The organism is Thiospirillum jenense (genome assembly GCF_014145225.1).
GTDB lineage: Bacteria > Pseudomonadota > Gammaproteobacteria > Chromatiales > Chromatiaceae > Thiospirillum > Thiospirillum jenense.
On sequence record NZ_JABVCQ010000008.1, the window covers coordinates 1 to 24,057 of the forward strand.

The 24,057-nt window shown below is 53.9% G+C and carries 22 protein-coding genes and 1 CRISPR repeat array; of the genes, 4 read left to right on the forward strand and 18 right to left on the reverse strand.

Annotated features, from left to right (window positions below; all coding sequences use genetic code 11):
- Positions 1-1,279, forward strand: a 1,279-nt coding sequence (locus HUK38_RS04910) for a GTP 3',8-cyclase MoaA family protein (protein WP_238787473.1), incomplete at its 5' end; no start/stop codon positions are given.
- Between the two features lie 64 nt (positions 1,280-1,343).
- On the opposite strand, the gene HUK38_RS04915 is transcribed toward HUK38_RS04910, so the two are convergent.
- The 13 genes from HUK38_RS04915 to HUK38_RS04975 all read right to left on the reverse strand — a co-directional run bounded on the left by HUK38_RS04915 (position 1,344) and on the right by HUK38_RS04975 (position 12,315).
- Positions 1,344-1,571 carry a hypothetical protein gene (locus tag HUK38_RS04915; RefSeq protein WP_238787474.1) on the reverse strand — a complete coding sequence of 76 codons (228 nt, stop codon included), beginning with the start codon at positions 1,569-1,571 and terminating at the stop codon, positions 1,344-1,346.
- A 346-nt stretch (positions 1,572-1,917) separates the two neighbouring features.
- Positions 1,918-2,886, reverse strand: a complete 969-nt coding sequence (gene csx2 / locus HUK38_RS04920) for a TIGR02221 family CRISPR-associated protein (RefSeq protein WP_182583072.1) — start codon at positions 2,884-2,886, stop codon at positions 1,918-1,920.
- A 62-nt stretch (positions 2,887-2,948) separates the two neighbouring features.
- Positions 2,949-3,245 (reverse strand): hypothetical protein, encoded by a 297-nt coding sequence (locus tag HUK38_RS04925; RefSeq protein WP_182583074.1) that lies wholly within the window; start codon positions 3,243-3,245, stop codon positions 2,949-2,951.
- A gap of 59 nt (positions 3,246-3,304) precedes the next feature.
- Positions 3,305-4,426 carry a CRISPR-associated ring nuclease Csm6 gene (gene csm6 / locus HUK38_RS04930; protein WP_182583076.1) on the reverse strand — a complete coding sequence of 374 codons (1,122 nt, stop codon included), beginning with the start codon at positions 4,424-4,426 and terminating at the stop codon, positions 3,305-3,307.
- A 29-nt stretch (positions 4,427-4,455) separates the two neighbouring features.
- Positions 4,456-5,490 carry a radical SAM/SPASM domain-containing protein gene (locus tag HUK38_RS04935; RefSeq protein WP_182583078.1) on the reverse strand — a complete coding sequence of 345 codons (1,035 nt, stop codon included), beginning with the start codon at positions 5,488-5,490 and terminating at the stop codon, positions 4,456-4,458.
- Complete coding sequence (locus HUK38_RS04940; protein ID WP_182583080.1) at positions 5,477-6,055, reverse strand: hypothetical protein; 579 nt, start codon at positions 6,053-6,055, stop codon at positions 5,477-5,479. Before HUK38_RS04940 ends, HUK38_RS04935 begins: the two co-directional genes overlap by 14 nt.
- Positions 6,056-6,111: 56 nt before the next feature.
- Complete coding sequence (locus HUK38_RS04945; protein WP_182583082.1) at positions 6,112-6,321, reverse strand: hypothetical protein; 210 nt, start codon at positions 6,319-6,321, stop codon at positions 6,112-6,114.
- Between the two features lie 251 nt (positions 6,322-6,572).
- Positions 6,573-6,803 (reverse strand): DUF2283 domain-containing protein, encoded by a 231-nt coding sequence (locus HUK38_RS04950; protein ID WP_182583084.1) that lies wholly within the window; start codon positions 6,801-6,803, stop codon positions 6,573-6,575.
- 152 nt (positions 6,804-6,955) lie between these two features.
- Positions 6,956-8,476 carry an MBL fold metallo-hydrolase gene (locus tag HUK38_RS04955; protein WP_182583086.1) on the reverse strand — a complete coding sequence of 507 codons (1,521 nt, stop codon included), beginning with the start codon at positions 8,474-8,476 and terminating at the stop codon, positions 6,956-6,958.
- 180 nt (positions 8,477-8,656) lie between these two features.
- On the reverse strand, positions 8,657-9,697 hold the full coding sequence (gene cmr6, locus HUK38_RS04960; protein WP_182583088.1) for a type III-B CRISPR module RAMP protein Cmr6: 1,041 nt from the start codon (positions 9,695-9,697) through the stop codon (positions 8,657-8,659).
- Complete coding sequence (cmr5, locus tag HUK38_RS04965; RefSeq protein WP_182583090.1) at positions 9,697-10,101, reverse strand: type III-B CRISPR module-associated protein Cmr5; 405 nt, start codon at positions 10,099-10,101, stop codon at positions 9,697-9,699. Before cmr5 ends, cmr6 begins: the two co-directional genes overlap by 1 nt.
- Positions 10,098-10,991 (reverse strand): type III-B CRISPR module RAMP protein Cmr4, encoded by an 894-nt coding sequence (gene cmr4, locus HUK38_RS04970; protein ID WP_182583092.1) that lies wholly within the window; start codon positions 10,989-10,991, stop codon positions 10,098-10,100. Before cmr4 ends, cmr5 begins: the two co-directional genes overlap by 4 nt.
- Before the next feature lie 40 nt (positions 10,992-11,031).
- Entirely contained in the window at positions 11,032-12,315 is a 1,284-nt protein-coding gene (locus HUK38_RS04975; RefSeq protein ID WP_182583094.1) for a type III-B CRISPR module-associated Cmr3 family protein, read from the reverse strand.
- A 111-nt stretch (positions 12,316-12,426) separates the two neighbouring features.
- Here HUK38_RS04975 and HUK38_RS04980 point away from each other — a divergent pair, with 111 nt between their 5' ends.
- Positions 12,427-12,660 carry a DUF433 domain-containing protein gene (locus HUK38_RS04980; protein WP_182583096.1) on the forward strand — a complete coding sequence of 78 codons (234 nt, stop codon included), beginning with the start codon at positions 12,427-12,429 and terminating at the stop codon, positions 12,658-12,660.
- A gap of 3 nt (positions 12,661-12,663) precedes the next feature.
- A complete protein-coding gene (locus HUK38_RS04985) occupies positions 12,664-13,008 on the forward strand; it encodes a DUF5615 family PIN-like protein (RefSeq protein WP_182583098.1) in 345 nt (114 codons plus the stop codon).
- A 31-nt stretch (positions 13,009-13,039) separates the two neighbouring features.
- Here HUK38_RS04985 and HUK38_RS04990 read toward each other — a convergent pair whose 3' ends face one another.
- From HUK38_RS04990 to HUK38_RS05005, 4 genes are all read right to left on the reverse strand, one after another.
- Positions 13,040-13,483, reverse strand: a complete 444-nt coding sequence (locus HUK38_RS04990) for a DUF29 family protein (protein ID WP_182583100.1) — start codon at positions 13,481-13,483, stop codon at positions 13,040-13,042.
- Between the two features lie 3 nt (positions 13,484-13,486).
- Positions 13,487-15,337 carry a type III-B CRISPR-associated protein Cas10/Cmr2 gene (gene cas10 / locus HUK38_RS04995; RefSeq protein ID WP_182583102.1) on the reverse strand — a complete coding sequence of 617 codons (1,851 nt, stop codon included), beginning with the start codon at positions 15,335-15,337 and terminating at the stop codon, positions 13,487-13,489.
- Positions 15,338-15,340: 3 nt separating this feature from the next.
- Positions 15,341-16,621 carry a type III-B CRISPR module RAMP protein Cmr1 gene (gene cmr1, locus HUK38_RS05000; RefSeq protein ID WP_182583104.1) on the reverse strand — a complete coding sequence of 427 codons (1,281 nt, stop codon included), beginning with the start codon at positions 16,619-16,621 and terminating at the stop codon, positions 15,341-15,343.
- 222 nt (positions 16,622-16,843) lie between these two features.
- Positions 16,844-17,233: direct repeats of the CRISPR family, unit length 36 nt; unit sequence GTCTCAATCCCCTAAAAAGCGGGTCTCAGTTCCGAC.
- Between the two features lie 273 nt (positions 17,234-17,506).
- Positions 17,507-18,802: an RAMP superfamily CRISPR-associated protein gene (locus HUK38_RS05005; RefSeq protein ID WP_182583107.1), complete on the reverse strand. Its 1,296-nt coding sequence runs from the start codon at positions 18,800-18,802 to the stop codon at positions 17,507-17,509.
- Positions 18,803-19,535: 733 nt separating this feature from the next.
- Between HUK38_RS05005 and HUK38_RS05010 the strand changes: the two genes are divergently transcribed.
- A complete protein-coding gene (locus HUK38_RS05010) occupies positions 19,536-20,897 on the forward strand; it encodes a radical SAM/SPASM domain-containing protein (protein WP_182583109.1) in 1,362 nt (453 codons plus the stop codon).
- A gap of 13 nt (positions 20,898-20,910) precedes the next feature.
- Here HUK38_RS05010 and cas10 (HUK38_RS05015) read toward each other — a convergent pair whose 3' ends face one another.
- Positions 20,911-23,433, reverse strand: a complete 2,523-nt coding sequence (cas10, locus tag HUK38_RS05015) for a type III-A CRISPR-associated protein Cas10/Csm1 (protein ID WP_182583111.1) — start codon at positions 23,431-23,433, stop codon at positions 20,911-20,913.
- Positions 23,434-24,057 lie beyond the last annotated feature (624 nt).

Genomic DNA, 24,057 nt, shown 5'->3' on the forward strand with positions numbered 1-24,057 from the left:
TATTGTCAGGCGTTGTTTGCGATTCATGCGAGAGATTGAATTTTTACCCGAAATTAAATTTGTCACGAATGGGCGGGCGATCAGTGATGAATTGATTGCCGAATTAAATCAATATCCCGGACGCATTCGCTTTAACATTTCGCTGCATAGTTTAATCCCCGAGCAGTACCAGCGTATTATACGCAATCATTTAGTTGGTGAATTACCGCCGCAGCACCATGATGATTTGGCAGCAGTCAAAGACAATTTGCAGCGGTTGCGGGCGGCACAAATCCCATTTAAGTTAAATTGTGTGTTATTAAAAGGGATTAATACTGACCCGGCGCAATTGGATAGTTTTTTAGCACAAGCGAGTGCATTAGGCGCCGAGCGCGTGAAGTTTTTGGAATTATTAATCACCGAAGAGTTAAAGTGGTTTTATCCGTATTTTTATCGGTTGGAAGCATTAGAAAATCAATTTGCAGCGCGCTTTGAGTTTTTGAATACCGGGGCGCGGCGGCGGGTGTATCGGGATCGGCTGACGCAATTGGTGGTGGAATTGCAGCAATGCACTTGTCGGTTGGGATGTGACCAATGCGCAATCAATCGAGATATTAATGTGACGGCGGAGTTGCGTTATTTCGCGTGCTTTTTGCATCCCGAAGATGCGCTTGATTTGAAACAGACTGATTTGAATACGGCGCTGGCGCAGGGGGTTGATTATATTGACCGCATGGCAATCCGTTATGGGTCGGGCAGTCCAATTATTATTGGTGATTTTTATGTCACGGAGCAGGAGCAGTTTTATTATTATGCGCTGCCGCATGATGCATTGCCGGCGGTGATTGCGCAGTGTGGCTCGATTGAATTAAAACGCCACCGGTGTTTTACCGAATATTATTTTAGCGATGGCAGTTCCGATTATGCCGGGTTCACAACGGTTAAAAAGTTAATGCACAATAGTTATGAACATCAGGCGCAAGAGGTGGTGCAATCGGTGCGCGTGGATGCGCTGGGATCGGGATTGATTGAGACGGTATTTTTAACCGATGGCGCGGCGATTTCATCAATTGAACAGTATTCAGCGGCAATGCGGCAGGCAGGATTTAATTGTGTGCTGACGGTGGAATGGGCAATTGATTATTTTACGTTGGGGGAAATAGAAATCACCTTGAGTCAGACGCCGCAGCGCTCGGATGCGGCATTGTTGCGCTGCAATCGGCCGCTATTATTAGCGCAGCCAGGCTTGCAACCGTTGACCTGTCCTATTCCAGTGTGGTTAATGCAGCAAGCGGTGTGATTTGATAATTAAGAATAATGACACGGCGTATTAAAAATACCGGGGTAACAGTGCCGCAAAATCATTATTGGCGGAGCGTTCGTAATACGTCGCGGAGTGCCTGTTCCAATAACTGACGCGCCCCCAGCAGTTTAATCGTCGCCTCATTGATTGGTTTTGAGCCATGCGCCAGCGCATTACGAATCCAACTCAAACGCCTGAAATCCCAATTACTTTTGTATAGCGCAGTACTGGTCTGATTGCGCAATTCAAAATTCGCCTGCTCACCCGGCGGTTTCTCTATAGTATTCAATAAGCTGTACTTCACTTAACATTACCAAGGAATGTTTGGGATATCAGTACCTACCTAATTTGTCCTGAGTCTAATGTTTCTATAAAAATAAACACTTTACAACCAGTGAAATAAGGCTAGACTAACCGTGCAGCATGTACTTTATGGCGATAACCAAGCCCTTGCTGCATTTAGTAAAGCTCTTTAACAAGTTCGAGTATGCGGTTGCAAGCACGAGTTGCTGGCGTAAAACTTGAAACGCATCAAAGAGTTCGCGCTGTAGAAGCATCTGCTTTTGCAGCCTTGGTAGATACACCCCAGTCTCCGGACTGGCAGTTAAACGTCTTTCAGCATTGTTGAGCGATGTTTAAGAAAAATGTATCGGCGCCACGACCTGCGCACTGATGCGCGACTCCAACCCGTAAATTGCCGCCCGCACATAATCCCGCCGTTGCAAATACAACTGCGCTAACGACCGCTCCCACTCGGTGCGCGTGTTGCCGCGATACCAACGAATGCGCTCGTACAACGTGTCACCAAACAATTCCGCCGCCGGATCATCCGCTGGCAAACGATCTGCGCGATTCGCCCACGCCGTCAATTTTTCACGCGCTTTGACCGGATTACTGGTGCGCTCGAAAAACGCCGCCTCGGCCAGCAGTCCGCCCGCTGGTACCAACAACTCGGCAAACACGCCGTAGTCACCGTCCTTGTCATAAGTGTTGAGTGCCTGCAACCAGTCAGCAATGCGCAGCAGTCCCGACAATTCGTGTACTGATGCCTGCTGAGTGTCGGGATCATAAGCGCCGTACCAAATGCCGCTGATTTGAGCGCGGCGCACACTGCGTAAATACAGTGCGGCGACAATCGCCAGCATCGGCAAATGGCGGAAGCCGTGCGTGACGTCCATGTCCACCGTATCACCGGCATTGACGTGCGCCGCCATGATGCGCAGCAATTCGACTTGCTCGGCCGTGTCGCGGGCGTAGGGGATGATCTCAAATTGCACGTCACAACCCAGTTGCGTACTCAACCGCGGCGCTAACGGTGCGAGGTGCGCGGGCGTGACTGCTTTGTCCTCGACCGCCGTCATCAATTCCAGCATTGCGTCGTTGGGCAATTCAACCGCGTGATCGCCGCTGCACAGGTAATCCCACATGCTGCCGGCCGTGCCGAAAATGACCATGCGGTCGGGTTGACGGCAGCACTGTAATGACCAACCGAAAAACGCGGTCGGCAATTCAGTCGTGCCGTCACCAAAGTCATAGCGCGTCGTGCGATAACCGCCCTGTGTTTTCGGGGTGCGCCCAATAAATGAGAGTAATACGTTGGACATGGCAATTACTCCGGTAAATGACGTTGTGATTAAAAAAGTGTTTTAATGCTGGCGCGGGGGAATCATTCAAACGGCTCTATGTTGGTTTCTAATACTGCCGCGTCAATCACGGCAGCGGGTACACCGTGCTTTTTTAAGGCAGCAATGAAACGCGCCCTTTGACCAAATAGATAGCGCTCTTCATCTTGGCGCAACCCATTGCTAATGTACCACTTGAGCAGCGAGTGATAATCCGCTAAACCTTTTAATGCCGCCATCTCTTGCAATGATGAGACAACATCTTCTGGCACCCGCAACGTCACTGTCGTCATGGGGCGCTCTTTACTTAAACGTGTTTTAATATGATTAGGAATGGTCATACTCAGTTGTTAATTTTGCTTAATGATTATCCTGTTGGCGTACAGGAATAAACAACCCACTAATCGTTAATAATCTCAATCTGCTCTGGTTCTAATGGCAATGAAACCAGCGGTTGCTGTCTATCGCCAACAATCAAATACCGCTCGGCGGAACGTAATCCCAATACTTGCGTGATCTTTTTATTGATATTGGTTTTATGCGGCTGAAAGTATTTGGGATTTTTGAGTGGTGCATAATTATGTTGTGCAAATGCTGTTTGAATACGTTCATGTTCATTGTCCATTGGATTGGCAAACACGCGCTGCACTAAAGCGAGAAATTCCTCGACCATTGGGCGAATTGACCAATCGGTCATGCGTTCACCGCGTACCGCCCGTTCGGCTAACCATAACAGAACGCAAAACTCGGTTTTGGTTAATTGAATCGCCTCATCATCGGCAAATACCAGTTGTTGCGGCACGTTAATCACCAGCAGCGCCGCTTGCAACCCGCGATTGGCCGTTTCTATTATTTGGCTGAATTGACCGCGCCCGCTGCATAAGCGTTCCGGCAAACCATCACGCAATTGCACGAATGGAATATCCGCCAAATCAACTTGCGCATGACGGGCATCCACGGTGATTTCTTTATCACCCCGCCGGCTGTGAATTGGATAATCATAGGGCGTGGGATAATAAAAGTCACGGTTGGTTTCATACGGATCAGACACCAAGACATGTGATAAACGATCTTGCGGCCGCCCGTAAAGTGACAGCGCATATCCTAAATAATAGCCCATCGTTTTGCGCCCGCCGGCGATTGAAACGTGCAATTCAGTCTGTGCATCCGCCGTTAAATTGCGCACCATTTCAATAATGAAATCGGCCGCGGCGGTATTGTGTGCTTGCGTGCGAATGTCTTCCAATGGCTGCCCGCTGGCATCAGTTAAGATATGAATATTATTGACGGGAAAGTCAATAGACGGTAATTGATAATCGGTGCAGAGGCGGTGAAACCACGCGCTACCGGCTAATAAATTGAGCCGCGCATTTTCCGCACCGGTGGCGGTGGTGATTAAATGCACTTCATGCGGAATCCACGCCGGTTGTCGCTGACAGGTGAGGGCGTAGAGTGTTTCGGTGACGATTTGCGGGGTTAAGCCGGTGACGGCTAATAAAATGCGGTGCGTTTCGTGGTTCATGGTGCAATGCGAGCGTTGGGATGCGTGGTTTAGCTTGGGTAAGCGGTGAGTGTTTCGACCGTGGCGGTGGGTAGTTCAGCCTGCGCCAGCAACTGGCGCAAGTAGTGCGGTTGTTCCTGTGCCAGTGCGTGCAAAATGCGGGCGGTACGTTGGGTGTCGCTGAACAATTGTGCGCAATAGCCACACGGCCCCGAGGCGCTGGTCGGCGCGGGCCAATCCGCAGTTGACACATGCCGTGCGACCAGTTCGCGCAACAGTGCGAAACTTTCAAACTTGAGGATGCGCAGCAAAAACGAGTGGGTAATTGCGGTCACGATGTCGGTGAGCGGGTCGCCGTGGCACACATTGCCAAATATTAGCGGGTTGATGGTGTTATTGGTGGAACAGCATGGCAGCACGTCACCGTTGGGTTGTACCAAGATGTCATGTCCCCAACGGCGGTAGCAGCCCCATTGCGCCAGCTCGGCTTGCAAACCGTAGTGTTGCACCGTTGCGGTTTGACCGCTGGCGCGACCGTAGGGTGCGATGAGCTTGTTTTCACACTGCACTTGCGCGGCTAGGTCAGCGCCCAGCAGTGGGGCAACCTGTTGTCCGGGTTGGGCAAAGGTGCCGGTGACGGTGACGGTTAACCCCAGTTCCAGTGCGGCGCTGACTGCGTGGCGGATGCGTTCCAGTGGCACAAAGCGCAGATGTTCGTGATCGCAAGAGGTGGCGTAGCGTTGCAATCCAACCGTTGCCAGTGCGGCGAGTCGCGCCCGTGCCGTGCTGGCGTCATGCGCCCAGTGTGACGACGACACCACAGCACCGCTCATGCCATGTGTGCTGGCGCGTTCTAGCACGGCGAATATGTCATCAAATACCAAGAATGGTTCGCCACCGGTGAAGCCGATGATGCTGATTAGCCCCGGTACCGCTGTCGCCACCTGTTCCACTAAGTCCAACATGACAGAGCGATGCAGGCGCTCGGGGGCGCGTTCGGTTGGATCGCAGCAGAAGTCACACCGTGCTGGGCAGGCGCGGGTGGGTTTGAAGACGAGGGCGTTGCCGGCATCAGTGCGTGACATGTTGTACCTCAACAACTTGGTGCAGTCCGTTGAGCTGACATTGCAGGCGGTGTTGGGCGTTGGGGTAGGCGGCGGGTGCTTCGATGCGGCAACCCAGTCCGGCGGTCAAGGGTTCGATTGCGAAAGCGGTGCGATGTGCCACCGTTGCGTGATTATTGAGTCCGTCGAGTAGCAGGTGATCTAGGCACTCGACCTGGAGCGTGGCACTTTGACCGGTGCCGACCAGTGCCATGCGGTTGAGATGCGTGGTGCGGCATTCGAGTTGTGAGGCGGTGCCTTCCAGGCGCATTTCAGCCCATGCCACATCGTGGGATAGCACGGTTGCACCTGCCGCTTGGATGGTGATGCGGTTGAAGTCGGTTGGCACCTGTATCTGCCAATGCAGCGGCTGTGACGGGATGCTGATGCCAAGCAGTGTGCGTTGTTGAGCGGTGAGGGTGACGCCGTCGGGGGTGTCGCGGCGCTGCGGTTGTTGGTCATTGGCACAGGTGACGATCAGTTCCGCACCTGCGGCTGGGGACAGTTGGACGCGACCGGGGCCGAGGCGTAAGACGAGGGTGCGCATAGCGGTCATTCCTTTTTGCGGGTGCGGGGTGATTGCTGAGTTGGTGGTCGTGTTGATTAGTACACGACGGTGATGACGGCGGTGGAGCAGGCCAGTGTTGTGTGGCGGGTCATGCCCGTTTGGGTCAGGGAGAGGCGCAGTGCTTGGTCGAGGGCGGTGTCGGTGGTGTGGGCGGCCGCACCGATGTGTGACCAGAGTGGGTTGCTGAGTGCGGTGGCGCGCAGCAGGTGTGCGAGGGTGAATTCAGTGGCAATGTGGGTTGGCATGATTGACTCCGTAGATCAGTGGTGGTGACTGAGTGCTTACGGTACGTCCAATTGACGGTTGGTGTGGCAACCACAAGGTTAAGGCTTGTGAGGGCGGGGGCTGCTTGATTTGATTAGAGATGATTAAAGTTATGTGCTTTGCTTTTCTTCATAAAAAACCCGCCTAATTCGGCGGGTTTTTATTATCCCCTAAAAAGCGGGGCTCAGTTCGCAATCAATCACCATCACGTCAATTCAACCGGCACGTTTGGTCAGGCCGCCCGTTGCGGAAATTGTGACAATTTCGCCTGCACTGATTCGAGTATGGTATCGCGCAAAAATACACTTGCACCAATAATTTCAATACCGATCAGTTCGTTTTTTTCATTTAATTCGGCGGTGATATTAGGACTAATTTCCACGCTACCACATTCGGTTTCACTCGAAATCGTCAAATGCAAAACGTCTTCTGTTTCAAAGTATTTCAGTTGCGGCTGATTCATATTGAAACTGTCCACTCTTGACTCTGTAGTTAATTTGCTGGCGGGTGGTGGCGTGTACTGTAATCGGGGTGACGCTCGCCGAGTCGTTCCTTTCGTATGGAATGATAATCATCACGCGGGCGTCATTACCGACAACAATTAATCGCTATGCGCTAAGACTGGGGATAAGGATTGGTGCAACCAAGTTCTGACGGATCGTAACGACAGGGATCAATGACATTGTCTAAAAGACTTTGATCAAACTGGGCTAGTGGTGCCATGGGGTTATAAGGATTCGCATCACTGAAATCCTTATATTTCGGCGGCGCAGTTCCGAATTGCGCACGGCTATCTGTAATGGGTGGATTCCAAGAATAGCTCGCAACGACCGCCCGCCGCTGTAGAATGTGGGCTTTGGAAACATTGAGCACCGTCAAATCTGTTGCAATAGTGACTGGTCCAGCATACCAAGCACGAATGTTATTTAAAGCCGGATAATTCGTGTCATCTTCAGATTGAAAATGCGTCGCAACGGCTAATCGCGGTGCCTTACCAAATTGAGCTGTTTCATTGAGGATGTAGCCTAAAGCCATTTCGGGCGTATGAGAATTCTCTTGTATGGCTCGCGCTGTTTTAACACCAAGACCGAAAGGATTGGCACTGCCACCGCCCTTCGCAGACCAAACTTCCGGCGGTACAACCATTTCGTGAATAAAAACATCAACACCGCTTTCTCCATTAGTCGCTTGATAAATCATAAAATTATTCGGCTTAGTGTCGCCAGAAAAAATGAGCGACAAGCCTTGATCGAGCCATTCTAATTTATAGCTAATGGAGCCATTGCGGTCATGGATTGCGGGAAAAAAAGAAATCCGTACGCCATTACGTTCATAAGCGATACCCTTGCCTTCTGGATAGGGCGCACCATTTGTGGAGAACGTACAAGCACTGGGCATAGGATCAGGATCGGGATACGGATCATTCGTATTCCAAGTGTGCGTTTCCCCATTGCGCCAATTGAGTTCGGTGGCAATGATGTCATAGCCATCACCGTCTTCGGTATCCTCAGCCCAGCGTGTACCGACAAAACTTTGTGCTTCCGTATGCCAACGATTCATCTCACGAAAATGCCGACAAAAGTTTAATGTTCCATCGTCATAATACTTACCCGGAATGGTCGGGTCTTCAATGCCCGATGCCGATGGTCCCCAAATATACAGTGGCGATTTGCCGTCCTGTTGCGGGCCAAAACAATAGAGTTGTGTTAAATCGCTGGTATGATCACCATGCAAGTGTGTCAGAAACACTTTTCTCAATTTAGACATCGGGATTTGCATGGCAGCATAATTCACCGTGACACCGGTACCGCAATCAAAAACGAAGCATTCTCCATTTCCCAGTTCGACAAAAATACTAGAATTGACTTGTTTACGGCGCAGAATAGGTGAGGTGCCTAAAAAAGAGATGCGCATCTCATCTGCTGCCAGTTCCTCAGAACCCGGTTCGTAAGGCTCTAGAGCATAAAACAACGAATTGGTGTTGGTAGCAGGATTACTTGGCATTACACTGGCAACCGCTTCTTTGACCCCGTCTCCGCTTGCGAGCAGCGTTAAACCACCCAATGCCAAGCCAGAAAGCTGAAGTGCTTCACGCCGTGTCAAACCGTCCCGTTGTGTGTGCTTCGCGTCTTTCATCAAATCGTCTCCTAGTTTATTGTGATTGCTCACTGCATGACTGCCATTCGTTCGTAGATCAATTCGCGATTAATCAACGAATTGCGGTTTTCGGATTCCAACCTAGCACCGCGCCAGTGCCGCTGTTAAGCGTGACACAGATCACACAATTTGTCACGCCGCGCACCACAACTCGCCAAATTACTGCGTATAAATCGCCTTCGCGTACTTGGCAGCGCCCGTGAGTGACTGCTCCCACCAACCCTTCGCCTGCCAACGCGACTGAATATCCGCCAACGCCGCCGCCTTGAGTGCCGCATCCGTCAACGCTGCCCACTCGTTCACCAAGCCCTTGCCGCGCAACGTGTCATCGGTGCTGGCACGATTCTGCTGCGCCAGCCGCGCAATCGTCTCATCCACCCACGCACAGGTTGGCGCGGCGGGCACCAGCGGCGCGGGATCAAACAGCCCGTAACCGGTGCGCGTTTTCGCCCCAATGCCGCGACTGGCCAGCGCCGCCAGCAGCATCTGTTCGGCCACATCCAACCAGCCGAGCGCGTTGGCGGGCGCTTCTAACACAAACAAAAAACTGCCCTGCACCGCGATCTGCGCATTCGGCACCGGGCTATCCAAATCACTCGCCGGCGTCGCGCCCTCGTTGCCGTAGTAATCGAGGTGATGCGTGGTCACGATTTCCTCGACCAGCGGGCGATTTTTATCTGAAGCGGGCGCAGAGCCGGGTACCCACCACGCATCGTGAAAACTGACCAATCCCGCCAAGCCGTCGCGCTGTTCACCAGTCGGATCGGCCGCCGCGCCAAACAACTCGTCAATCACCGCCGGGTGCTGCCGCGCAAACAAACTGCCGCTGACGTGCGCTCGCACCACGCCCTTGATACTGGAGCCGGGGATGTACGGCATTCCGTAGGTGTGACTGATTGCGCAGCCGGTTTCCAACAGCCCGCCGCCCGTCAAGCCGATAAACAGCCGCGATTCCAGCGCGAGAATGACCTGCCGAAAACGGCGCACATCCGCCGTCGCGGTGCGCCAGCGTTGATAAGCGTTGTGATAAAAATCACCGGCGGGAATCGCGCAAATCCGTTGCAGGTGCGCGGTTTTAGCCGTTTTATTCTCCTCGTCGTACTGCTCAAACCCGCGCTGGATCAGCAAACCGGGGTGGGCGTCATTTGCAGCGCGGTACAGCGGGCGCAGCGCCTCGCGCATCAGTTCAGTCGCGGCCATTATTTGCCCTCCTTGTCAACACTCTCACCCGTCGCATCCACCCGCAACAAACCCTGCACATAGCGCTTGAGCCAACCGGCCGCCTCCAGCGCCTGCCGCGTCAACTTGAGCGTCTGCTGCAAATCAGCCGCGATGATTTGCCGGTGCAACGTGTCGCGGTCGGAGGTTTTCACCGCGTCACCCGCGCACAACACCGCGTTGAGATCGTCCAGCACCAACAAATGCTCCGGCGCACTGCTGCCTTTAGCCAGCAGAAATCCCGTCGCCTGCGCCAGCCCGTTTTGCAAAATCATGCCCGGCAATTTGTGGACAATCGCCCCGTATTTTTTCGTGTTATCAGCATTCTGCCGCGCTGCCACCCGCTCATACGCCGCTGCCGCCACGCAATGCGCCCGCATTTTCATGCCAAATCCTCCCACGCCAATAACCGCACCAGTCCGCGCCCGACACCCGCTTGACCGCCGAGTTGCAACAATGCGCCGCGGTCGAGCGCCAGCGCGGTACGCAAATCGCTGACCAAATCCGCCGCGTCGCGCTGCTGCTGGCGCTCGTTGGAATCGCTCACCGCGTAAATCCCCCACAACACCGCCTCGGCCGGCAAATGTTCCTCAAACCACAGTGCGCCCTGTTTAACCGTGCCAGTCTGCTCGTCAATCGTGATGCGGGTGCGCAGTTCCGTCGCCGTTTCACTCAAATAACCCAAAATGTTGTCGGGCAAAATGGCGAAACGATTGACAAAATCCGTTTGGCCGCTGGCGTCACAGGTATGCACCAGCGCGGCAATCAACTCCGCCCACGCCCGCACTTGCGCGTTACGTTCCACTTTCAAATCCAAATCTTCCAACACCAGCGTGTCAGCGGTCACGTTGACCGACTCCAGCGCCACCAGCGCGTTTTCCGCTTTAACGGCGCGGGGCACCGCCGGCGTTTTGATCCCGACGCTGGCCAAATCGCGGGCGTAACGATCCAAAATGAACGGCGCGGTGACGTAACAGGTGATGCCGGCCAGCGCACGGATGGGCATGATTAACAGGTGCGCGTCACCGACGGTCAACGCACCAGCAAAACTCTCGTCATTGGTTTTGGGATTTTTCGGGCCAAACAACTGTTTCGCCAGCGGCTCATTGGTAGCCGTGATGTCCTGCCGCAGTACGCCGCGCAGTGATGACCCCGGCACGATGGGCAATTGGGTAGCGCGGGCGCGGGCAATCGGTAAATCCACAACGCCGACGGATTGACCAGTGCCGCAGTGCAGCGCGGAGAGCGTGTGCAGATGAAAGAGACGTGGTTGCATGGTGGCGTCCTGTAACACAGTTGGGAAATGGGCGATTTATTCAGTCGGTGATTGGCGACCACGCGGCCGGCAACGCGAGGCCGAAACCATCGTGGCGGTCTTGGTCAGCGTCACAAATGCTGGTCAACCACAGCGCGGCCAGCGTTTCCGCGGGCGGTTGATTGACCAATTTGAACCAGTAGGTCGCCCCCGCCGCGACCGATTTGCGCGTCGGCCGCGGCGCTTGTGTGACCAAATCCCAGCCGGAGTGCGGTTGCCACCGTTCAACGGCCGCGGCCACCAGTTGCAATTCCACATCAGGCGCAGTCGGTGGGCTGCCGATCAGTTGATCGTTCAACCAGTCGGGGCGGTAGCCGGCCGCAAAACAGGCGGACGTCAGCAACGTCAACGTCAACCCGCCACTTTTGGCGATGTCGGCAAACCAGTTGGCGGGCGGCTGCGGCCACACCGTTTCCGCTTCGGGCTGCAACCGCGCCAGTCGCCGTTCACCGCCCAAATGCACCAGTCCGGCGGCGAGTGGCTCGGCACAGCGCGCCAGCAGCCGCACACTTGGCACATCAGTTTTTTTCAACCACTGATTATCCGCGGCAAAATCCAGTCCTTCGGTTTGGAACAGCCGACTGGTTTCCGATGCCAACGTCCGCTCGTCAATGGCGACGTGGGTGCGTTTATCACCCGCCGGTGGCGACCAACCGCGCTCGGTTAATCGCTTGTGATCAACTGGCTGACCACGCCGAAAATTGCGCAAATCGTCTAAATCCCACCACGCCGGCCCTTTGCTGGCCTTGACCTTTTCATCCACGTTGAGCCGCACCGGCAGCAGGCCGGCGGGCAAATCAGTTCCGCAACCGTCCTCCAATTTGCGCGGTTCAGCGCGAATGCAGCGGGCATCATCACCTTCGCCGAAATACTGCGCATCCGCTGGCTTCGGCACGAGGTAACTGACAATTTGCCCGGCGTGATCCACGCGCACCAGCAGCGGCGCGGCGATTGTGAGTTGAGCGAGGTCGAGATTGAATGGGCGACCAGTCGCTCGCGCCCACGCCGTGCGCAAACACCCGGCAACGGTTGAGGGCGGCGGAAATCGCGCCGGATCAGCGCCCGTCTGCCCATCAAATGGTCGCCCCGAGCGCACGATCAGCGGTGCCAGCGGTTCGAGCGTCACCACCGGACTGGGCGGCGGCGACTTGACCTGCTGGCGTTCCACCGCCGCACCAGTCGCGGGCGTGGCCGCCGCTTGATCTGGTGCAGTTGACCGCGCATTTGACTTTTGTTTGTCATAACGCGGCGCACTTTTTTGTTTATGTTTATTCGGTTTAGCCATCAATTTGCACCTGTTATTAAACTGGCAACCAATCTGATTTTGCGGGTGCGCTATTATTAGCGACTTCCATCTCACTTGGTCTTTGAGACTGACAATTTAAGAGCAATAGAAATGAGCGTAGATCACTTATTACACCGCATCACCATCGATCCACACATCTGCGGCGGGCGGCCGTGTCTGCGGGGAATGCGCATTCGTGTCAAGGATGTCCTTGATTTACTAGCCGCCGGTGCATCGCATGACGAGATTCTCAGCGACTATCCCTACCTTGAAGAAGCCGACATCTTTGCGGCGCTCGCCTATGCGTCACAACAAACTGACCACTGTATTTTGCGGGTTGCCTGACCAATGCGGTTCCTCGTGGATGCCCAGTTGCCACCGGCGTTAGCACGGTGGTTAAGCGAGCGCGGTCACGAAGCGGCGCATGTACTTGATCTTGGGCTATTGACGGCCAGCGATCAGACCATCTGGATGCACGCCTGCAAAACCGACGCGGTACTCATCACTAAAGATCAGGATTTCGTGACATTCCTTTCCATCAATCTTAATGGCACGGCGGTTGTTTGGGTGCGCACCGGTAATACGACTCGACGTGAATTACTGACATGGTTTGACAAAGTCCTGCCAAGTATTGAACAAGCATTGGCCGCTGGAGAAACATTGATTGAGATAAGTCCGTTGGAGAAACACTGATTGAGATAAGTCCGTAAATCTGCACCTGTTATTAAACTGGAAACCAATTAGTTTTCAATATGTTTTCTAATGGCCACGGGCACTCCATTGGCAACGCGGTCAATCCAGTTTCCCGCACGGCTAAATCACGCCCATCATTCCACGCATCGGCAAACCAATCGGGATCGGACAAGGTGTGTTTAAGACTGGGAATGCGCCGCAACCGACGGGCAATTGCCGAGCGCTGAGTGCGAATGGTGGATTCCCAACTCGCGCCGCGCCGTTCTGATTGATACGCCCATTTGAGTAAATGCCCAATTAAAACGGCGAGGCGGCTAATCAATTCGCGCTGTTCACTTTTACCCACGTCAGCAATCTCATCGGCAAGGTGTTCTAAATCAAGCCGTTCCAATTGACTAGCGCGTAATGCCGCCGCTTGTTCATTCGCCCACGCGACGATGTCGTGGTCATACAAATTGAAATGTGCGCTCGTCACGAATTATTCCCCCCGCACGTTCAAATCATTCGCAGAGCGGGCGGCTAACCACCGCGCCATGATGAGCGTATTTGCCAGTTTGGCTAGTGGCTGGCGCTGAGTTGAATTGAGAATCAAATCGCGTTCTTTATCATTTAATTGATCGCCACCGCCTTTCATTCGCGCACGGTCAAGCATTCGGGCAACTTCAGCGCGGCGCATTCCAATTGCAGTCGGCGTTTGATCGTCGCGCAACCAATCCAATCGCAAATCAATAGCGCGTAAATCATAAGCAACGCGGCTGGGCAATTGACCGGCACGGTAGGCGTTAATAAATTGCTGTAAATCATCAAAGGCGGTGGCGTCATTCCAATTCGCCCGCCATTTCACTTCGCCGCCGGAACGCACACCTAAAATGATCGCCAGTGCATTGCGTTGTTGCTGCTCTGGCAGACCATTGCCTTTCGCCAAATGCTCGGCATCACCAGCGCGTTTGCGCAACCGCCCGAGTGGTTCCATGAAATGACCAATGCCCAAGCCGACCGACAGCGTCGGGGATTCCGCCGCGTCCACCCGCAAATCAGTCGCCACCTTGCCCATAACTTTGGCAAATTCGTCAGCCAATGCACGAGCGCACGGCACCGCGTTGGGCAGCGGCAGCAGCGCCAGCACGTCGTCACCACCGGCGTAAATCGCATGACCGCGATGTTTGCGCACGATTTCGCGCACGCTCGATGCAAAGCCATGTAATTCGCGGGAGATGGCGCGTGAGTTATCGGCAGTTTTCGCCTGTTGCAGCAATTTGCCCATGCGGTCGCCGTCCGCCTTGAGAATCACCGCATAGGGCACCGGCGCACCAGCGTCTTTCGATAACTGTCTGATGACTGAGCGCAATTGATCGAGCGCGGCGATTTCGTCCGCACCGAGCGCATCATCACCCCGCCCAGCGCGGGCGTTATCCAAGCGGAATTCGTACAGCAACTGAGCATCGTAGGGCAGCGCGGCGTAAATACTTTGCCCAGTCTTAGAATCCACGTTGCCGCGCACCCGAGTGGCGAGATCAAATTGCACAAGCGGGTCATACGCCGCGCTCAACGCCCGCTGCTGGTCGGGTTGCAACTGTTCAATCCACGGATCGGCCGCCACCCGTGCATACGCAGTGAATTGTTCAACATCGCCGGCCAGTCGTTTCATCACGCCCAACGCATCGAGTTGTTCACTGCCGGACAAGCCGAGTTTGAGACGATCACGATGTTTGTCACTCCAGCGCTCGGCGTCGGGCAACACGGTCTCCATCGCCCCGTCGAGCGACGACTTGGGCAAACCAGCGAGTTCGAGTGCGGACGGTTGGAAATCGCGGGTGGTTTTGCGAGCGGCCAACGTGGCGCTGAGGTTGACGCTGGCGCGTTGATAAGCGGTCTGCTCACCAGTCGCGCTGTCGGCAATTTCCACCCACGCGGCAAAGGATTCGAGGATGTCGCCGATCTGCGCTTGCCACACGTCGTGCCGCAATTTAACCCGCAATTCACCCAGTGCTTGCTCGCCCAATTCCCGCAACCGTTCAGCGGCCGCCGTTTTGGCACGTTCGCACAGATCACGCGCCGCGGCCGCGTCGGCTAACTCAACCTCAGCGCGGATAATGTTGGCAATGTTGGCGTCGTCACGCGGCGTTTTTTGCGGTTGGAGTTCCACGTCGGGATTGGCCGGACACGGGAAAATCAGGCAGCCGGGTTGCGCTTGATGCAGGACGCGGGCGGCGGCGCGGGCGGATTCTGACAACAACCACGAGCCGCACCACAGATCACGAGTGCGCCGCGCCGCTTCGATCAGGCTCTGCACGGGGCCGAGTGAGAGTGTCACCAAATAACGCGGCATGGTTTAGCGCTCCTCAAAATAGTGGAGAAATGCGGTCAGTGGATCATCACCGCGTTTTTGCATCGGTTCGATTTGCGCGGCCAGTTGCTGGCGCTCGGCGGGCGCAGTCGGCCAAGCGCGCTTAAATGTTCCGTCACCAAATCCCGCTCTGACAGTGAGCGCCGCTTCCCAGCCGGGCAGCAGTAACGCGGCCGGCCGCCAATTTTTGCCATCCCAGTACGGGCGCAGGATCAGTTGACTGGCCATGCGGTCGCCTTTGCGATCACCCATGTCGGGTACCAGCAACTGCTGCGGTGGCTCGCCTTTGTTCTCATCTTTGAAATGAAACACAATCGGCAAACCGAACGCGGCGCGGGGGTAAACGGTGGTGACGGGATGGGTCGGTTGATGGCCGTGCGAATGCCGTCTGGTTTGGTGGCGGATGATGTCCGGCTCCGGCCAGCGGCTGCGCCCGGCCGGACTTTCTGATCCGGGTGAACGTGGATCACGTCCCAGATCAATGCCTTGCCGAAAATCACGCAACCGCGTCACGCTCATTTTCCACGCCAATTCCGCCGTTTTTTCCACTGCACGGACACACAACTGCCCGCCGCGTTGCGCCACTTCCTCGGCCGTGACCAGCGGCAAATTACTGACTTGCACTGCGCCTAACCCGCGCCGCGTCCGCGCACCGACACCGCCGAAACTCGCCCACCAGCGCAGCGCGGCGGTCACTTCGGCACGTTGCGCGGCAGTCAAATCCGCGTCACGCACACCGAGGCGAAATCCCAATCCGGCGCGGATCAATTTGTGCGGCGGCACTTCTGCCGCCCGTTTATCTTTGGTCAATTCACCCCGCGCCGGAAACAGAGCGTAACTGTCTATCCAGTCGGCCGCGTCGGGCATGGTTTTCAATTCACCCGGTTTGTTGGGATTGGATTGATAAATAAAGGCCGGTTCGGGATGCGTCTGACCAGTGATGCGATCAATGCGCACCGCCACTTTGCTGGCGACGGGATTTTTATTGCCGATCCCGCCCCAAATCGCCACTTCCCGCTGGAACATCTCCGCAGATGAGGCAAAGGGGCCGTTGGCAATGCGCCACCAAAAGCGCAGTTGCCCGCGAATGCCGGCAGCGCGAATTGGCATGGCAGTGTCCACTTCGGCAGCGCGGACGCCACCGCCGTACAACGGCGTGACCAGTTTGCAGGTGTAGTGCGTCCAGGGATCAGCGTTGGCCGACGTGGCAGTTGACCAGTCAGCGAGTGCTGTTTGGGGATCGAGGGCGGGGTTGAGTTGCCGCATGGGTGATTGCTCCATTCCTGCGATGAGGGCGTGAGTTCATCGGAGAATAGTATCGCCTATGCTGGCGCAGGTGCTAGGGATGACAAGGTTGTGGCGGGGCGATGTTGGGGAATGACGATTTGGGTTGCGGCTTAATTGCCGTGTTCAAATCAAATTATCTTGGATTGACTATATCGCTGCTATTCATACGTCACACAAAAAACCCGCCTAATTCGGCGGGTTTTTATTATCCCCTAAAAAGCGGGTCTCAGTTCCGACGCTGTTAGTATAGTTAGTACTATCGCATCATATAAGTCTCAATCCCCTAAAAAGCGGGTCTCAGTTCCGACATATTAGAAGATAATATATCTTCTTTAGATAATATGTCTCAATCCCCTAAAAAGCGGGTCTCAGTTCCGACGTATGTGATGATGGTAAACTCTGATTATTCGTTACCGTCTCAATCCCCTAAAAAGCGGGTCTCAGTTCCGACTAACAACAGATGCCGCATGGGCTATGGGTGAATTGTCTCAATCCCCTAAAAAGCGGGTCTCAGTTCCGACCTTAAAATAAATTACGGAGATACCGTAATTATTCGTCTCAATCCCCTAAAAAGCGGGTCTCAGTTCCGACGCGGCGTGATTTTTTTCTCCTGACAAATCAGAGCGTTACGAAGCAGTTTTTGTGCGGATAAAATCACGGAAAAAAGTTAGCCTACAGTAACACTTTTGGACAGTATCCGACCTTTTACAAATCAAGCACTTACAAACGCGGTTGCGTGTTACAAACTGCCAAATCGCAAAAGTCGAAAAACTTAGCTTCATTGCCGCCGCAGCCGCATCGTTATTGATCTGCGCGGCGCTGTCAAGTGTGACACATGTGACACAGATCACACACGCCCGCATCCTATTTGCCACGCAACGCCTGAATCTGCGCCTGCCGCGCCGCTTTTTTCTGTTTACTCGGCCAACCGACAAAGGCGTAAATCTCCTCCGCCAAAGCCGCCAACGCCGCGCAGTCTGCCGCCGGCCAACTGTCCTGCGCCATTTTCAGCAACTCGACCAGCGTATTCGACAACTCGCCGCCCGCCTGCTTGACATTCGCCGCTCGATCCCGCGCCAGCAACTCACGCAACTGCGCCAACTGCCGCGCCTCCGCTGACAAACTCGCCAACTGCGCCGCCGCCACTTCCGCCTCACGCTGCGCCACTTCGGCCGCCGCCAACTGCGCCATCTCCCGCGCCCGCAGTTGCTCCAACGCCACCTGCAACGCCGCCCGCCGCCCCGTAATCGTTTGCAACCAACGCCGCTCATCGGCACTGTAATCCGCCGTCGCCGTGAGCAATTCCGCTGGCCACGACGGCAGCGCCTGCCCCACGGCGGCCGTCTCCACCAACACCCAGCCGAACGGCAACAACTCCCGCCGCTCTTGAATATCGTGCGCGGCCAACCAAATCGTTTTCGTCACCGGCAAATACTCAAACCGCGTTTTGCCAGTTTTTGGATCCTTGCCCTGCATGATTTTGATGTCGCGCACACCGTTCAACGTCACGGACTCCGCGCCGCTGTGAAAACCCAACCGCAACAGAAAAGCGCGATTGGCCGCCAGCGCCGCGCCGTGCGTGGTCAAAATTTGCTGCACCGTCTGCGCCCAGCGCGTGTCCAAATAACCGCGACTCGCCAGTTGCGCCAATTCATCGTCTAACTGCGGGCGGTAAAACGCATTGCAGGCCGCGGCGATGTCAGTCAAGCGCCAGCGCAGGTCGGGATCGGGTAACTTGGCACCGGTCAATTTGCCCAACTCCTGCAACGTCAGCAGCCCGCCAAACGCCCGCGGCCGCAGCGGTGGAATGCACTCGATCACCTGCCGCAAATTCTCCGCCATGCTGGCCAATTCACGCCCATCTTTGAGTACCGGCTGGCGCTTGCGATTGACCGCGTAGCGAATCTCGGTGCCGAGCGTGTCAGCCGAGCGCACATCCGCCGCGTCGCCCAATTGCACCAACCGCATCGGGTCCAAGTGAAATTGACCAGCGCGGTAGTCAAACAGCCGCTGTTGTAATTCCTGATTATTTTCGCGGCGCATCCCACCGGTGCGGCGATCTGGCACCTGCTGCAAACTGGCGTCACCATTGACCTGATCGAGCAGCGCGGTGCGGATCGCACCTTTCAAACTGGAACCGGGCAAAATCGGCCGCCACATGCGGTTATTGCTTGAATGCCGTTGCTCTACTAATTCAATTGTAAATCAAATGGTTGAGATCCAATCACATAACTGTGGAAATTTACAAAAATATTTTTTCTTAATTTTCAAAATATTACACAAAAATCTACTTTTTTTAAAAAGTGAACTACTTGAAAAACAAAAAAATTTAGTTGCACTCTAATGGTGAGATATATGATAATTTTCACGCCCCTATATTAAGGGACGCTTATGGTTTTCGACGTTATTGGAGAATCTGAATGAATATGTTTCTACCAAACCAAAAACACTACCGCGCAATGAGAGGCGGAATCACGGCTGATCCGTTCACAGCAGCAAAGTGTATTTCCCAATGTCAAGGATGTCAGTGTAATAAAAGTCCTTTATTGTCGGAATCTGTTTTTGAGGCTGTTTTCACTATTCCTTCCAAAACGCATTTCAGCATGCTTCGAGGAAAAATTAGTACAACATTGGCAATATCAGCAAAATGCAATTGCAGTGCTTGCAATTCCTGTAGATGTGATTGTTCATGTCGCAGCGATATGGCGACTTTTTTGGCGATTTGGGAATAAATAGCGAATATGAGGTTCACCGATGGGTGTTGGTGAGCCTCAACCACAACTATCAAAATCCATAGCACGTCACATAATGGTCAACAATTTCTTTTTTATGCGTCACCTTGGTGCATAGTTTTTCATATGTGTTCCGCCATTTTGCTTTTTTGAGAGAATCAATGTTAATTTCAAAATTTTCCCACACTTACGAACGTAATGGCATTACAGCATTTATAAATTCTTTGCGGCTAAACCCTGTATATCTCGACAGTGATGTAGCAAAAAAATTGCTTGCCTCTATTAAGGAAGAATTGCCTTTATCTGAAGCAGAAATAAAAGCAAAACAGGCGCTTTTGGAGGCAAAATACTTTGTTGAGCACGAAGAAATAGACCAAAAAGTATTGCACAAGGTACGTTCCCAAACCGGCAAGCCAGAGCTAAAAATTGCCTACTTCATTGTTACAGATGAATGTAATTTTGATTGTACATATTGTTTCATTAAACGTGACATGCCTGCCGACCATGTGAATACAGCGATGTCAAAGGACACTGTGGTTAAATGTTTGGATTTTTTTGAGAAAAACTTAGTTTGCAAAGCCGATGATACAGACAATAGCATCATCATTTATGGAGGAGAACCACTTCTCGAAATTAATATTGCTCTTTTTATTGCACAGTCAGTTACAGAAAGAAAAGAAAAAAAACGTTTGCCTGAAAATCTCCGTGTTTCGCTTATTACGAATGGTTCCTTATTGAGTAAAGCAAATGCTATCCTTCTTAAAAATAACGATATTGCAGTAAGTATTTCCCTAGATGGAGACGAGGTAGCCACGAACTCTTGTAGACACTATTGCAGTGGGAAAGGTGTGTATGGTGATGTGCTTCAGGCTATTGCTTATTGCAAAGAGGTTGGTTTAGATTTCTCTCTCTCTGTTACGATCACCGAATCGCTACTCTCAAATCCAAAAAGATCGCTTGATCTTTTAGTCAAAGATATTGGAGTTAAAGGTCTAGGGTTTAACATCCTCATGTATGACAAAGATAACAATGTTCTTGATGATTACCCTGAAAGGGCTGCTAGATTTATTTTAGATGCTTTTACTTTATTTCGTGAACAGGGAATATATGAAGACCGCATTATGCGGAAACTAGACGCCTTCTGTGAAAGGAAAATTCATTTGTTTGACTGTGCAGCGGCTGGGGGAAATCAAGTTGTTTTTTCACCAGATGGTTCTATTGGGGTGTGTCACGGTTATTTAGGAACAAGAAATAATTTTATAGCAAATGTTAATGATATAGATAAATTTGATCTAAAATCAAATGATGTCTTTCTTGAATGGTCAAGGCGTTCCCCAATTAACATGAAAGAGTGTCTGCAATGCGCGGCGTTAGGTATATGTGGTGGTGGATGCCCGTTCAATGCTGAAAAAGAGAACGGGAGCATTTGGACGTTAGATAGTCGTTTTTGCGCTCACTCCAAGCTAACACTCGAATGGTTAATCTGGGACCTTTACCACAAGATGAATACTACTTGCCCTTAAAAATGACCGATTTCTAAACGATTCCGTGAACCGTTCCATAGTCGCCATTTTGGTACCCGTCTGCGATCAAATGCTGTTCTAATCGTTCCCGCGCTCGATCTAATTGGTCAAATGTCGTCCACGCCACCGTTTGCCCAAACGCGGTCACGCTGTCTTTAGGCGGACATTTCATTTGCACCGCGGCCGGCGGCGCACCCGTTAAATCCTGTTTGGGTGGACAGCGCGATTTGGCCGCCTCCAGCGCGTGTTCGGCCAATTCCGCCAACTGCCGCACCGGTACATTGGATTTGGTCAGCGACAGCCCGGCAGAGAAATGAATCTCTGGATTATCAGCGACGTACCGGCGGAACGCGGTGCGCAGGTCACGCGCCAGCTCCATCTGCGCCCGCCACGGCCCAATCAGGAAAAAATCATCACCGCCGGCAAACACGGTGTAGGCGTTGTGGTATTGGGTACTGCACCGCCAGGGTAGATAAATGGCGAAAAAAGCGTTCATTTGCCGCGATAATGCCGCCATCTTGGCAAAAGTCGGTTTATCCAGACCGCGCTGGAAAATCTGCCCCAAATTGTCCACGTCACCTTTCAACGTCATCAACGCCGTGATGCCGACCCAGCGGTTGTCCTGATCGAGGTGGCGATCCTCACACGCCAGATGGTTAAAAGTTTTCGGCTCACCGTGCCCCGCGTCAAATGGCTCGTCGGGATCAGTCGCGCCGTATTTTTCGGCAAACCACGCCTCGCCGACCTCGCTGCCGTCAAAACGCGGGATGTAGGCATTGATGGCGCGGCGGGCGTAGCCATTCCACAGCGGGCGCTCGCCGTTGTCAGCGGGCAAACTGAAATCCCACGCCCGCAGCAAATTGCCGCGAGTCACTTCGGGGCCGAAGCGGCCGCTGTCGTCCTCCGCGCCGGTTAACCCAATGCGATAGCCGAACACGTCAATGGCGAGCGTGTGCGCGACAATCGGCTGGCGGCTGACCAGCAGGCGCTCGTCGCTGGTCAACCAGTTACCCAAATTGATTTGATCTACTGCCATTTGGCCGAGTTGAATTTCCCGCCCGGACTCGGTCAGGTGCGTCACGGCCGGCGAGCGTCCGTCAATCTGACAGACGCCGCGCTGGTTATCGAAACTGTCTAAAAATTCGCTGAACAGGGCGGGCGCGGCGCTGTCCGCGCACAAGTCAAACCGCTGCGCTTTGGCGATTTCGAGTTGCGCAAACAGCCGCTTCATCAGGTCACGGAAGCGGCTGTGACCCGTCGTGGTGTCGCCACTCACAAAATCGTCACACGCGGCCGGTAGCCACGCCAGCCCGACGCCGCATTGCCCGTAACTGTGATCTAAAAACCAGCGGTTGATGTCAGCGCGGACTTGGGTGAGCGCCGCCACCGTTGCCGCAGTATTCGGGGCGACGATCAGGAATTTGCCGGCCGCGTTGATGATCTGACTGGTGGCCGGCAAGCCGAGCGCATCCAATACCCGCATCGCCGCGCATTCAGTCAGCAACCCGACGTAAAACGACCGCCCGCGTAACAACTTAGCGGCGCGGCGGTTGGTTTCGCCGCCGCTGGCAAAAATGAATTCCTGAATGCCAAACAAATCGCCCTGCACCAGCAGCAGTTTCTGTTCATTCCAATCGCCGCGTTTCACCTGCGCGGCGGCAACGGTGGCCGGATCATCGCCACGCTCGTGGTGATAACGCCACAACGCGACCGCCAGCGCCGCGACCGCTTTGGAATGGTCATACAACGACACGTCAGGTTTGACGTTAAACGCCGTCGCTGACGGGATGGCGTGCGTGAACGTCAACCAGAGCGTTTCAAAATGGTCGAGCCACAGATCGAGCCGCTGGCGATGCGCGGCCGGGATGGTTTGCAGCGCCGCCATGAACTGATCCCACAATTGGCGATATTCCGCCTGTGCTGGCGCGGGTTTATCGCCCTCCACCGCCGTTGCCGCAACGGGAAAAATGGTCAGCGGTGACAGCGGCCGCAGTGGGTAGCGTTTGGTTAATCCCCCCTTTGACAAAGGGGGGCTGGGGGGGATTTCTGACCCATCCGCCAAACGAATCTGCTCAAACAACGTCAACTGCCGCGCCGTGATGTGCGTCCGTTTCGTCGCAGTTTTTTCCTCACCATCGTTGTATTTGTCGAACGTTTCGCGCTCAAAACCCGACGCGATGCGGTCAGCGGTGGCAATCATCCACTGCAAAAACGTCGTTGGTTTGTGATGCAGCGCGGCGGCGTTGATAAGCGAATCATCGGCGTTGCGCTCTTTCCACGCGGCAAAGGGCGTCATGTCACGACCGACCAGCGGCGGCAGGTACGGTTCGAGCGCATCAATCGCCAATCCAGTGTGCGCGGCGTGGCGATGGCTGTACCAACCGGCCGGTTGACGGCGGGCGTACAGTTGCAGATGCGTTTCTAACGTTGCGGGATCGGAGGTGATGCCAGCACGTTCGGCGAATTTGCCGACATCGTGCAGTAACGCGGCGAGTGCCATGCGGCAGGAAGGGATGAGCAGCGGGTGGGGCGTCATGGTCAACCTGTGTGAGCGCGGGGCGTGGTGGATAGTATCGCCCGCGCCGGCCGCGAATGCCAGTGTCACAAGATTGTGGGAATGACGATTTATCTGTTCACACAAAAAAACCCGCCTCATTCGGCGGGTTTTTATTATCCACTTAAAAGCGGGGCTCAGTTCCGACCAGTGTTCAAGCTCGCAGGGTGGGAGAAATCCTCGTCTCAATCCCCTAAAAAGCGGGTCTCAGTTCCGACTTATTACTGTGCTTATACAGAGGTGCTTTGCACAGTCTCAATCCCCTAAAAAGCGGGTCTCAGTTCCGACTAATGGGCAATCGGGTTTTGCGCGGGTAGCCTTTGTCTCAATCCCCTAAAAAGCGGGTCTCAGTTCCGACAGCGGCATGATTTTTTTCTCCTGACAAATCAGAGCGTTACGAAGCAGTTTTTGAGCGGATAAAATCACGGAAAAAAGTTAGCCTACAGTAACACTTTTGGACAGTATCCGACCCTTTACAAATCAAGCACTTACAAACGCGGTTGCGTGTTACAAACTGCCAAATCGCAAAAGTCGAAAAACTTAGCTTCATTGCCGCCGCAGACGCATCGTTATTGATCTGAGCGGCGCTGTCAAGTGTGACACAGA